Source organism: Candidatus Benthicola sp., from assembly GCF_058719085.1.
Genome location: NZ_JBZQEK010000031.1, coordinates 15295 through 27035, shown reverse-complemented (window position 1 = coordinate 27035; position 11741 = coordinate 15295). Strand labels below are relative to the sequence as shown.

General features: G+C 68.1%; 12 protein-coding genes. 5 read left to right on the top strand and 7 right to left on the bottom strand.

Features of this window, described 5'->3' with window-relative positions; genetic code table 11:
* Positions 1-14 precede the first annotated feature (14 nt).
* Together dapF and AC36XV_RS02710 are read left to right on the top strand one after the other, a co-directional pair.
* Positions 15-863 carry a diaminopimelate epimerase gene (gene dapF, locus AC36XV_RS02715; protein ID WP_492202134.1) on the top strand — a complete coding sequence of 283 codons (849 nt, stop codon included), beginning with the start codon at positions 15-17 and terminating at the stop codon, positions 861-863.
* Between the two features lie 22 nt (positions 864-885).
* Positions 886-1968: an A/G-specific adenine glycosylase gene (locus AC36XV_RS02710; RefSeq protein ID WP_492202133.1), complete on the top strand. Its 1083-nt coding sequence runs from the start codon at positions 886-888 to the stop codon at positions 1966-1968.
* Here the strand turns inward: AC36XV_RS02710 and AC36XV_RS02705 are convergent.
* From AC36XV_RS02705 to AC36XV_RS02685, 5 genes are read right to left on the bottom strand one after another with little or no spacing between them, the layout of a single operon-like run.
* Positions 1910-3208: an MFS transporter gene (locus AC36XV_RS02705; protein ID WP_492202132.1), complete on the bottom strand. Its 1299-nt coding sequence runs from the start codon at positions 3206-3208 to the stop codon at positions 1910-1912. The two genes, AC36XV_RS02710 and AC36XV_RS02705, sit on opposite strands and share 59 nt — an antisense overlap.
* Complete coding sequence (locus AC36XV_RS02700; protein ID WP_492202131.1) at positions 3205-4023, bottom strand: MBL fold metallo-hydrolase; 819 nt, start codon at positions 4021-4023, stop codon at positions 3205-3207. Before AC36XV_RS02700 ends, AC36XV_RS02705 begins: the two co-directional genes overlap by 4 nt.
* A 1-nt stretch (position 4024) precedes the next feature.
* Positions 4025-4837, bottom strand: coding sequence for an NUDIX hydrolase (locus AC36XV_RS02695; protein ID WP_492202130.1), 813 nt, complete (start codon positions 4835-4837; stop codon positions 4025-4027).
* Positions 4834-5514 carry a YIP1 family protein gene (locus AC36XV_RS02690; protein ID WP_492202129.1) on the bottom strand — a complete coding sequence of 227 codons (681 nt, stop codon included), beginning with the start codon at positions 5512-5514 and terminating at the stop codon, positions 4834-4836. Before AC36XV_RS02690 ends, AC36XV_RS02695 begins: the two co-directional genes overlap by 4 nt.
* The gene (locus AC36XV_RS02685; RefSeq protein ID WP_492202128.1) at positions 5511-7634 is read right to left on the bottom strand and encodes an acetate--CoA ligase family protein; all 2124 of its coding nucleotides are present in this window, start codon (positions 7632-7634) and stop codon (positions 5511-5513) included. The genes AC36XV_RS02690 and AC36XV_RS02685 overlap by 4 nt, the downstream gene beginning before the upstream one ends.
* On the opposite strand from AC36XV_RS02685, the gene AC36XV_RS02680 reads away from it, so the two are divergent.
* The gene (locus tag AC36XV_RS02680) at positions 7633-8103 is read left to right on the top strand and encodes a 6-pyruvoyl trahydropterin synthase family protein (protein ID WP_492202127.1); all 471 of its coding nucleotides are present in this window, start codon (positions 7633-7635) and stop codon (positions 8101-8103) included. The two genes, AC36XV_RS02685 and AC36XV_RS02680, sit on opposite strands and share 2 nt — an antisense overlap.
* A gap of 34 nt (positions 8104-8137) precedes the next feature.
* On the opposite strand, the gene dnaN is transcribed toward AC36XV_RS02680, so the two are convergent.
* Positions 8138-9241, bottom strand: coding sequence for a DNA polymerase III subunit beta (dnaN, locus tag AC36XV_RS02675; protein WP_492202126.1), 1104 nt, complete (start codon positions 9239-9241; stop codon positions 8138-8140).
* A gap of 306 nt (positions 9242-9547) precedes the next feature.
* Positions 9548-10942 carry a chromosomal replication initiator protein DnaA gene (gene dnaA / locus AC36XV_RS02670; protein WP_492202125.1) on the bottom strand — a complete coding sequence of 465 codons (1395 nt, stop codon included), beginning with the start codon at positions 10940-10942 and terminating at the stop codon, positions 9548-9550.
* Between the two features lie 208 nt (positions 10943-11150).
* Between dnaA and rpmH the strand changes: the two genes are divergently transcribed.
* Together rpmH and AC36XV_RS02660 are read left to right on the top strand one after the other, a co-directional pair.
* Positions 11151-11318 (top strand): 50S ribosomal protein L34, encoded by a 168-nt coding sequence (rpmH, locus tag AC36XV_RS02665; protein WP_492202124.1) that lies wholly within the window; start codon positions 11151-11153, stop codon positions 11316-11318.
* A gap of 66 nt (positions 11319-11384) precedes the next feature.
* Positions 11385-11705: a ribonuclease P protein component gene (locus tag AC36XV_RS02660; RefSeq protein WP_492202160.1), complete on the top strand. Its 321-nt coding sequence runs from the start codon at positions 11385-11387 to the stop codon at positions 11703-11705.
* The last annotated feature ends 36 nt before the right edge of the window (positions 11706-11741 follow it).

The following is an 11741-nucleotide window of genomic DNA, read 5'->3' as shown; positions in this document are numbered from 1 at the left end:
ACGGAGACCCTGCCGTGGAATTCGGAAAGTATACGGGAGCCGGAAACGACTTCGTGATCACCGAGGCGCGCTGGCCCGACGAGGAAGGCTCGCCGGTGGCCCGCCACGTGTGCTCCCGGGAAACCGGAGTGGGCGTGGACGGACTGGCCCTCGTGTGGCGTCTCGGGGACGGTCGCGTGGGTGTCCGCTTCTTCAACCCGGACGGCTCGGCCTTCGGTACGTGCGGAAACGGCACGCGCTGCGCCGCCCGCTTCGCCGTGGATCGCGGCCTCGTCCCCGGCTCGCCCTTCACCATCGAGACCTCGGACTCCGAAATCCGGGCCGAGGTGGACCCAAAGGCGGACTGGGTGGACCTCGAGTACCGCATGCCCGTGGAGGTCGAGCGATCGATTCCGGTGGAGGGCCCGTTCGGGCCGGTCGAGGGGTGGCTGGTCCGGATCGGCGTGCCGCACTTCGTGGTCCCTCTCGACCGCAGGCCGGACGGATCGATCGAGGAGGTGTGCAGGCGAATCCGCCATGACCCGGTCCTCGGGCCCGAGGGAGCGAACGTGAACCTGGTCAGCCTCGAGAGCCCGGAGCGGGGCTCCATCCGGACCTTCGAGAGGGGGGTCGAGGGAGAGACGCTGGCGTGCGGCAGCGGGGCGATGGCATCCGTGTTCGCGCTCCGGGCCGCGGGTCTGTGCGACTCCGAACTGGACCTGCGGGTGATGGGAGGCTGCGACCTGCGAATCCGCGTCCCCGATGCTCCAGACCCGGACGGGGATCATCGCCTCCACCTCGCGGGCCCCGCCCGTCATCTGTTCGACGGACGCTTCGCCGAGTCTCAGCCCGGCCTGACCGCCTCGAGCGGCGGGGCACGGTGATCGAAACCGTGGCGACCGAGAGTTGACGGACCCGGTCCACGCGCTCCTCCGCTGGTTCGAAGGCCGCGAGCGGTTCGTTCCAGGACGAGGGGAGACGGATCCCTATCGCGTCTGGGTCGCCGAGGTCATGGCCCAGCAGACCCGCATTTCGACGATCATCCCGTACTACGAGGCCTTCCTGGAGCGCTTCCCCGGAGTCGAGGCGCTGGCCGCGGCGCCACTGGACGACGTCCTGAAGGCGTGGGAGGGAATGGGTTATTACGGCCGGGCAAGGAATCTACACCGGGCGGCGGCCCTGATCCGTGAACGGTACGGCGGTCGCCTCCCGGCAGACCCGGACGAGCTTCGGTCACTGCCTGGAGTGGGACCGTACACGGCCGGAGCGATCGCCAGCATCGCGTTCGATCGACCGGAGCCGGCCGTGGACGGCAACGTACGTCGTGTGCTGTGCCGGCTCCACGACCTCGCGGACCCCACACCGGCGCGTCTGGACTCCCTGGCCAGGGAGTGGATCGAGCGTGCCGGGGGGGCCGCGAGAGAGATCAACCAGGCGCTCATGGACCTCGGCAGCTCCATCTGCGGTCCCCGCGCTCCGCGGTGCGAAGAGTGTCCGCTGGCGATGGCCTGCGCCGCCCGGGAGCTCGGGACCGTTGCGCTGAGGCCGTCCTCGCGCCGGCGCCCCCCTCTCCCTCACCACGACATCGCCGCGGCAGTCGTGTGGCGCGGGCCCCGCCTCCTCATCGGCCGGCGACCCGAGGAAGGACTCCTCGGAGGACTGTGGGAGTTTCCCGGGGGCAAGGTCGAGCCCGGCGAGACGCCGGCCGAGGCGGCCCGCCGCGAGGTGAGGGAGGAGGCGGGGATCGACGTGCGTGTCCTGGGTCCGATCGGGGAGGTGCAGCACGCCTACAGCCACTTCCGCATCACCCTGCACCTGTTCCACGCCCGGTGGGTCGCCGGCGGCATCGACGACGTGCCGTCGGCCTCCCGGCGGTGGGTGCTGCCGGCGGAACTGAAGGACTACGCGTTCCCGGCCGCCAACCGTGATCTCATCCAGCGGCTGATTCGGGGGGAGGAGCGTCCTCCGGCCGATCCCGGCCCGGCATGAGACGCACCCACCCGGCCGCGACCGCGATCAACACTCCCCCGGCCACGAAGCCGAGCCCCGCACCGAGCGCGCCGTAGGCCCAGCCGGCTGCCACCGGTCCGATGACCCTCGCCAGCGCACTGGCCGACTGGTTCACGCCGAGCACCTGGCCCTGTTCGTTCGCCATGGCGCGGCGCGACACGAGGCTCTGCAGCGAAGGAGCGAGGAGGCCCCACCCGAGCCCGACCACGATCAGCGCGACCACCGTCGCGGTGATGACGTGGACCAGCCCCATCGCCACCACACCGACGGCCAGGAGGGTCCCGCCGATCATCGCCGTGGTTCTCTCCCCGTACCGTTCCACGGTCGGTCCGATGATGGCTCCCTGCACCGTCGCCGAGACCATTCCGACGAGGGCGAACATGCCTCCCGCGTGCAGGGCGCTGAGGCCGAGGGGGTTCTCCAGAAACAGCGGGAAGATCGTCGTGAACCCGGCGAACCCCATCGTCCCGACGAAGAAGACGCCGATCGGATCCCTCAGGCGCTTCCGTCGCAGCACCGCGGCCACGGCCCTCGCCCTGCCCGTGATCGCGGTGAGCGCTCCGGCGCCCTCGCGTGTGCGGTTCTCCGGCGCCAACGACTCCGGCAGCCACCGCCACGCCGCCAGCGCGGCGCTGAGGCTGAGTCCGGCGGCCACGAAACCGGGAAAACCGTATCCCCAGGGACTGAGACCGCCACCGATGGCCGGTCCGAAGATGAAGCCGAGTCCGAAGGCCGCTCCGATGAGCCCCATGCCGCGCGCTCGCTTCTCCGCCGTCGTGGAGTCCGCGATGTACGCCTGCGCTACCGGGATGTTGGCACCCATCACGCCGGCGATCACCCTCGAGAGCAACAGCACGCCGAGCGATCGGGCGAGCCCGAACACCACGTACGACGCGGCAGACCCGAACAGACCGACCAGGAGCAGCCGGCGGCGGCCGTATCGATCCGACAGGGAGCCCCACACGGGGGCGAAGAGGAACTGCATCCCCGAGTACGAGGCGATGATGAGACCGACCTGGAAGGGCGAGGCCCCGAGCTCCGTGGCGTAGAAGGGCAGCAGCGGCAGAACGATTCCGAATCCGACCAGGTCCAGGAAGACGGTGAGGAAGATGATCCCGAGCGCCACCGATCCGGCGCGGCGGCCCCGGCTCTCGCTCCCCGAGCCGTCATGCGACGGCGGCCCCGGCGGCATGCTCGGATCCCTCCCTGTCGAGCTCACGCTTCTTCGGGCTCCGCGATCGTGTCGTCGAGGCCGGGAAGCGGCGGCACGTCCTCGCCGAGCGCCCGCATGTGAACGAGGTGAGCCCGGATGGAGGCCCGCGCGGCGCCCTGGAGACCCCCGGTCAGGTCGCCGTATACCCTCCGGGTGAGCTCCTCCACGCTGCGGGCGCCGCCATGAAACGCCCGGGCGACCTCCGCGTGCCGCTCGAGGCGGTGGTTCCTGTATTCCTCCAAGCGCGCCACTCCATCGTTCACGGGGGGACCGTGTCCCGGATAGAGACGAGTCGGTCGAACGGACAAGACACGGGCAAAGCTCGCCAGGCAAGCCCCGACGTCGCCGTCCGGGTGCAGGACGGCGCTGCTTCCCGTTCCGAGGACCAGGTCTCCGGTGAACACGGCGCGCCCCGGCGTCAGCAGGAAGGCCGTGTGGTCGGAGGAGTGCCCGGGCGTGTGCAGGGCCCGGAGGTGTCGTTTGCCCCCATCGAGCGGGATCGTGTCTCCCTCGGCCAGCGTCCGTCCCCGCACCCCGATCCGCGCGAGGGTCGCAGCCGAGGCTGCCACGGGCGCGGCGAAATGCTCCGCGGCGGCCGGGGCCACGCCGGAATGGTCCCGGTGGGCGTGGGTGAGCGCGATCGCCTCGACCGGCCTCCCGGCAACCAGCTCGGACAGACGTTCCAGCTGCCCGGGCAGCGCCGGACCCGGATCCACGAGCACGATGCGTGATTCACCCGCCGCATAGCACCGGCTTCCGTCCAGCGTCAGGGGCCCCGGGTTCGGCGCCACGAGCCAGGCGACCGGCAGCGGGGGCGCCACGTCAGTCGGCCTCTTCGTACTCCGGATCGCCCGGAAGCACGGGACGCACGGAATCCCCCTCAACGACGAGCCGTGGCTCGATCGGCTCGGGCCGCCGGCCGTGGCATCGCCGGATCAGCTCGTCGAGATCCGGCTCATCGGCGAGGCTCTGTAGGGTGCGACGGGTCGGAAACAGCATCGGCAACTGACCGGCGGCGAACCGGCGAACCGCCTCCGCCGGCTCGAGCCACACGTACCCATCCAGCTCGTCGGTGAGCGTGGGGTCCGGTGCGGCATCATCGCCGAGCACCGTGAGAAAGAAGCGGGTGTCGTAGCGCCGCGCGAAACGGGCCGGCGTAACCCAGCGGGCAAGGTAGGCCGCGCGCAGCGTGTGGAAGCTGGCGTCGAGACTCTCGACCGCGGCTCCGAACCCCAGGGCTCCCTTCAGCAGATCCTCGCGGACCTCGGCCGCCACATCCCTCTCCACCGGACGGTCTGCCGGGAGGATGCCCGTTTCCTCGAACAGCTCCCGCAGGGCCGCCACGGCCGCCGGACCTTCCTCTCCCCTCAGCGAGTCCGGCAGCCGCTCGAGAGCTCTCGGGTCGGCATCGGACCGATCGATGACTCCGCCCGCGAACACGTGAGCGCCAGCGGCGAATCGGGTGGTCTCCGGCCTGCGGAGGAGCAGCACCCGGGGGAGTGGCCCGAAACCGGTCGAGGCCAGCACGATCGTGGCGGCGGGTCGGGGTTCGGCGGGGCGTTCGCCCGGCTGGATGTGTCCCCGCGCGAACTCTTCGCGCTCGATCCGCTCGGTGACGCGCCGCAGGTCGGTCACACCGGCAATCCGGCCATGACCGAGAGGGCGACGACCACGAACACCAGCGTCATCAGGAGAAGCAACATGAGGACGATCGGGAGCAGCACGATGGCCGCCGCGCGGCCGGTCGACACCGAATGCGCCTCCCGGATCCCGATGACCACCACGACGACGTACCACACCTGGACGGCGATCACGGTCGACGCGTAGGCCAACAGGTAAAGGCCGCCGAGGATGCCTGGCGGAACCCCCGCCGGGCCGAACGCCGGCGGCAGGATTCCCGTCAGAAGACCGATGCCCGCAGCGTAGCAGAGCACCATCGATGTCGCCTTGAGACCTCGTCGCCGGGGGGCCAGCAGGACCGCGAAGAGGTGCTGAAGCAACGCGATCAGGCCGAGAGCGACCACGACCACGAAGGGCGTGAGGAAGAAGCTCAACAGCTGGATCTCGAGCGTCAGCCCGAACGCATCTCCGACCCCCCAGGGGCCCCACACGAACCAGAACAGTCCCGTGAGCCCACCGAGAACGGCCATGACGAGGAAGTAGAGGAGCACCCGGGAAAAGGGACCCTCCCAGTGGAGACGCGAGAAGAAGCCGGCCGGCGAGGTCAGACACTCCCACCAGGTGAGTCCCAGGTTGGCGGGAAACGGGACGTCGGGGTCCTCCCACGGCACACGGCCGGTCGGGTTGCTCACCAGCCCCGTTCCTTCTGTGAGTCGGCCGGGCCGATGCGGAAGCGCGCGTCCACCGCCATGCTGCCCTGCCCCTCGGGGAAGGCGAGGAACGGGTTGATGTCCATCTCGCGGATCTCGGGGTGCTCGCCCACCAGCTGGCTCACCCGTTCGATGACCTCCGCGAGCCCATCCAGGTCGACGCCCTGCTCGCCGCGTACGCCTTCGAGGATGCGGTACCCTCTCAAGGAGCGGATCATCTCGAGCGCGTCGACGGTGCTCACGGGCTGAACCCGGAACGCCACGTCGCGCAGCACCTCGACGTACACGCCGCCGAGGCCGAACATCACGATCGGCCCGAACGCCGGTTCCATGGTCATTCCGACGATCGTCTCCCGGCCCCCGGTCCACATGCGTTGCACGAGGACGCCAGCGGCCCGTGCCTCGGGACCCTCCGTCTCGAGGGCGGAGGCGATCTCCCTCCATGCGCTCCGGAGGTGCTCTTCATTCCGCAGGTCCAGCTTCACGGCGCCGGCCTCGGTCTTGTGAACGATGTCCTGCGAGACCGCCTTGAGAACGATGGGATACCCCACCTCGTCGGCCGCGGCCACGACCTGTTCCTCCTCCGTGGCGATCCGGAACGGGGCCACCGGGATTCCGTAGCACTCGAGCACTTCGAACGCCTCGGGAACGGTGAGGCGCTCGCGATCTTGGCGGAGCGCCCGGCCGATGATCTCGCCCACCCTGCGCGCATCTACGTCGAATGTACGTACCTCGGCCACCGGCCGGTCCAGCCACTGCCGGTACTTCCACATCGCCCCGAGGGCCCGGGCTGCAGACTCCGGGAAGCGATAGGCGGGAATCGGCGTGTCCTTCAGCTCCGCCATTCCCTGCGGCAGCCCTCGCTTGCTCATCAGAACCGCGAGGACCGGTTTTCCACAATCCTCCGCGCCGCGGTTGATGGCAGCCGCAATCACCGGTGCCTCCAGGCCGAGTGGCACGTAGGAAGCGATCACGGCGTCGATCCCCGGATCAGCCGCGATGATGCGCATGGCGCTTTCCACCTGCTCCGGGGTGGCGCTGGCGATCATGTCGACCGGGTTGGCCACGCTCGCCTCGGCCGGCAGGTGCTCGCGCAGCCGCGCCTGCGTCTCGTCGGAGAGCGGGGCCACCTCCAGACCGAACCCCTCGCAGGCATCCGCGATGATGATACCGGGCCCGCCGGCGTTGGTGAGGATGGCCACACGGCGGCCGCGAGGGAGCGGGGCCTTGCTGAACGCGATCGCCGCGTCGAAAAGCGCCTCCACCGTATCGGCCCGCAGCACCCCGCACTGCGCAAAAAGCGCGTCGGTGGCGATGTCCACCTGTGCCAGGGCGCCCGTGTGGCTGGAGGCCGCCTTCGCGCCGGCTTCCGTCCGCCCTGCCTTGACCGCCAGGACCGGTTTCCGTCGTGTCGCCCTCCGGGCCAGGGTCGTGAAGTGGCGGGGGTTCCCGAACCCCTCGATGTACATCAGGATGACCCCGACGTCCTCGTCATCCTGCCAGTATTCGATCAGGTCGTTCCCGGAAACGTCCGCCTTGTTGCCCATCGAGACGAACTGGCTGATCCCGATGCCGTACTCCATGGCGTAGTCGAGGATGGTCATGCCCATCGCGCCCGACTGGCTCATGAACGCGATCCCGCCATGCGGCGGCATCGCGGGCGCGAACGTCGCGTTCATGGAGACCGACGGCGCCGTGTTCATCACGCCCATGCAGTTCGGCCCGACCATGCGGAGGCCGTTCTCCCGGACGAGAGCCAGCAGCTCCCGCTCCAGGGCCACGCCGTCGCCGCCCACCTCCCGGAAGCCTGCGGTAATCACCACGATCCCCTTGACCCCGGTCTGGACGCATTCCCGGACCACACCCAGAACCAGCTGCTTGGGAACCACGATCACGGCGAGATCGGGCACCGCGGGCAGGGCCGACAGGGAGGGAAAGGCGGGAACGGAATTGACGGCGTCCGCCGTCGGGTTGACCGGATAGACGGGGCCGGTGAACCCGCTTCCCACCAGGTGCTTGAGCATTCCGTTGCCGATGCTCCCGGCGCGGCGGCTCGCTCCCACCACGGCGATCGACTTCGGGCGCAGGAGACTGTCCAGCATGGCGATCTATCCCCTCTCCGCGTTTCGCTGCACGCGGCAGTCGTTATCTTCTGGCATGTCCAGCGCGAACCTCACCCGGGCCGTCGAGTTCCCGGCCGGTCACCGTTATCACCGTCCCGACTGGGACGCGGCGCGGAACCGGGCCGTCTTCGGACCGTGCGCCCGGGAGGGCGGACATGGTCACAACTACCGGGTCGAGGTCACCGTCCGGGGCGAGATCCATCCAGAGACGGGCATGAGCCTGGACCTCGGGGCGCTGGACGACCTTCTGCGCCTTCACGTCCTCGATCCGATGGATCACGCGTTCCTGAACGAGCTGCCCGAGTTCGCCGGCGGCGCCATTCCCACCACCGAGAACCTGGCACGCGCCATCTGGGAGAGACTGGCCGGCGCCCTGCCTCCCGGCAGCGACCTCGTCCGGGTGCGCGTCCTCGAGGACCGCAACCTCTGGGCGGACTACACGGGGTGAGAGTTATCCCGTCCCGGGTCTTCTTGCTCTCCGATCAGTCCAGCAGGCGAAGCGGCATCACCAGGCAGAGGTAGTCGAGCTCACCGCCGGCCGGCTTGAACGTGGCGGCCCGCTCCGGGGCCTTGAACTCCACCAGCACATCGTCACCGGGCATGTACCGGAGCACTTCGAGCAGATAGTTCGCGTTGAACCCGATCTCTAGAGGCTCTCCGTCGTAGTCGACGGCCATCTCTTCCTCCGCCTCTCCGAGATCCGGGGTCTGCACCCGGAAGCCGAGCGTCCCTTCCGCGAACCGCATGCGCACGCGATGCGTCTGATCGCTGGCCACCACCGCCATTCTCCGGATCGCCGCTGACAGACCGTCCCGGTTCGCGATCGCCTTCTTGTCGTTGTCGGTCGGTATGACCTGCTGGTAGTTCGGGTACGGGCCCTCGATCAACCGGGTGAAGACGCTGCGTTGCGGTGTGCGGAAGGCAAGGTGGTTCTGCGATCGGGCGACGGAGATCTCACCCTCCTTCTCGAACAGTCGCGCCACCTGCTGCAGAGCCTTCGGCGGAACGATCAGATCGGTCTCCGGAGCTCCTCCTCCTTCCATGGGCACCGTGAGCCGCGCCAGCCGGTGGCCGTTCGTCGCCACCATCGAGGCCGATCCGGAGCCGAGCTGCCACAGGACACCGTTCAGAATGGGACGGCTCTCCTCCGTCGATACTGCGAAAGACGTCTTCCCGATCAACTCGTGCAGGTCCGCCGCCTGCATCGTCCAGGCGTCTCCCGAGTCCACTTCGGGAAAGCTCGGGAACTCCTCGGTCGGCAGGCCGAACAGCTTGAACCGGCTCTTCCCGCTCTCAATCCGGATCTCCACCCCGTCGGCGCGGATGTGAACCGGGGCCGCTGGAAGCTCCCTGGCGATCTCGGCGAACTTCTTCGCCGGAATCGTCACGGATCCTTCCGTCTCGACCTCGGCTTCGATTCCCACGGAAACGGAAATGTCGAGATCCGTGCCGCTCAACGTGAGCGTACCGTTCTGCGCGCGCAGGAGGATGTTCGAGAGCACGGGCAACGTGGTCTTGGTGGGAATGGTGGCGGCTACCGCACCCAGACCGGTGTGAAGGCTGTCTCGTGTGACCGATAACTTCATGGAGATCCTCTTTCGCTCTTTCGACCGGATACGGACCGGGGAAAGTCGTTCTCTCCTACTCTTCTAATATCTAACTTAGAAGTAACAGTAGGGGCCGTGGAAACGTGGAGAACCTGGCTCCCGGGACCGGATGCCCGCGAACGCAAAGAACATTTGGACTCTACGCCTCCTTAAGACATCCGGGAAAACTAGCTGGGACGTCCACATCAATCCACCGTTGGACCGCCGGAGGCAGAACGAATGCCCGGCCTTCAACGATCTTTCAACAAAGGACGGGGGACAACTTCGGAATCCACCAGAGCCGAATCACTGGGCCAGGTCATCCTGAAGTCGTCGGACGCGAGCCCTGAATTCCGCGTCCGACGCCATGTCCGCCTCCACCTTGTTCACGGAGTGAATCACCGTGGAGTGATCCCTGCCCCCGAACAGGGCCCCGATCTCCGTGTACGGCAGGTCCAGCGTCGTCTTGATCAGATACATCGCGACCTGTCGGGGCACCGTCAGCGGACGGTTGCGCCGCTTGGAAACCAGATTTTCTACCGTAACGCCCCAGGCGTCCGCCGTCCTCTGGCGAATCTCTACCGGCGTGACTCGCGCGCCGATCTCCTCCTCGAGGCGAGGGCCCAGTGCCTCACGAGCCAGGTCCAGCGAGATCTCGCGCCGCGTCAGCGAGCTGTACGCCAGAAGCTTGATGACCGCCCCCTCGAGCTGGCGAACCGAGGTCTTCCGGTTTCGGGCGATGAACTCGATGACGTCTTCTTCTATGGTGAGTCGATCCTCCGCGGCCTTCTTCTGCAGGATGGCGACACGCGTCTCGAAGTCCGGCGGCTTGATGTCGGTGACGAGCCCCCACTCGAACCGCGAGACCAGGCGCTCCTGCAAACCGGGGATCTCCTGCGGAGGACGGTCGCTGGTGATGACGATCTGCCGGTGGGCGTCGTACAGGGAATTGAAGGTGTGGAAGAACTCCTCCTGGGTGCCTTCCTTGTTTCCCAGGAAGTGGACGTCATCCACGAGAAGCACATCGATGCGCCGATAACGCTGACGGAAATCCGACGTCCGGCCGCTCTGGATGGCCGCGATCATCTCGTTCGTGAACTGTTCGGACGGTACGTAGGCGATCTGCGTGTCCGGAGATCGGCTCAGAATCTCGTGCCCGATCGCGTGCATGAGATGTGTCTTGCCGAGGCCCGTGTCACCGTAGATGAACAGCGGGTTGTAGAGCTGAGCCGGCGAGTCCGCGACGCCGCGGCAGGCCGCGGCAGCGAGCTGGCTGTTTCCGCCGATCACGAAGCGGTCGAAGGTGTACCGCTCGTTCAGTCCCGCCTCGCGCGCGCCCTCCGCCGCGGATCGCAGCTCGCTGTGAACGACCGGCTCGGCGGGAAGCTGCGGACCGTCCGGGGTCCCCACGGTGTCTCCGCCGAGCTCCGGGAACACCAGGCGCTCGGGCGTGCCCTGGTGCTCGAAGCGAAGTCCGATCGGGCGACCGAGGGCCTTTCCGGCCAGGTCCCGGAGCAGGTCTCCGTACTTGTCCTCGATCCACTCCACCGCGAATCGGGTTGGAGCGGCCACGACGAGCGTGTCGTCCGAAATGGCGACCGCTTCGGTAGAAGCAAGCCACGTGCGGAACGTCTGCTCGGGCAGAGCGCTCCGCGCCGCGCTCAGTATCGAGCTCCAGACTTCGGCAGCCGTCAGCTCCATGGACGTCCAATGCCAATGGGGAGGTCAACGGGGCCGTCCATTCTAGAGACCACGCCAGACACTGTCAATTAATGAGAGAAGGTCGGTTCGCGGGTCGTGAGAGAGGGCGGGAATTGATTGACAGGGAACGCGATCCGGCCTACTCTTAGAGGCTATCTGTCAAATGAGCGGGGACCTGCCGGCCCCGCGTGCGAAGCGAGAAGAGAATATGCAGCCGACGTTCAGAAAGCCGAGCCGACGCAAGCGGCTCAAGGACCACGGTTTCCGAGCCCGCATGAAGACGAAGGCGGGTCGCAAGGTCCTGGCGCGCCGCCGTCGCAAGGGTCGCCACTCGCTGACCGTGAGCGACGAGTTGCGCCCGAAGCACCGCCGCTAACCTCCCGAACGACTCACCCTCGCCTTGGGTGACGGGCTCCGCTTCCGGTATCCTCGCTCGGCCCGCGTGCGAAGCGGGCCGGAGATACGGGCCCTCCAGCGAAAGGGCTCCAGACGCCGGTGCGGGACGCTCGAGGTGATCCGCCGACCGTCCCCGACGCAGATGGCGCGAGCCGGGATCGTGGTTCCCCTCCATGGACGGAGCGCCGTCGAGCGCAACCGCCTGAAGCGGCGCGTCCGCGAGTTTCTGCGTACCGAGTGGCTGCCGCAGGCCTCGCGGGAGACACCGGCGCCGGAGGTCCTCGTGCGTGCTCGGCCGGGGGCCTACGGACTGACGCCCCGAGGGCTCCATCGCGCGCTCTCCGACTGTCTGGAGGTGTCGCCGTGAAGACGCTCCTCCTGTTGGCGATCCGAGGATACCAGG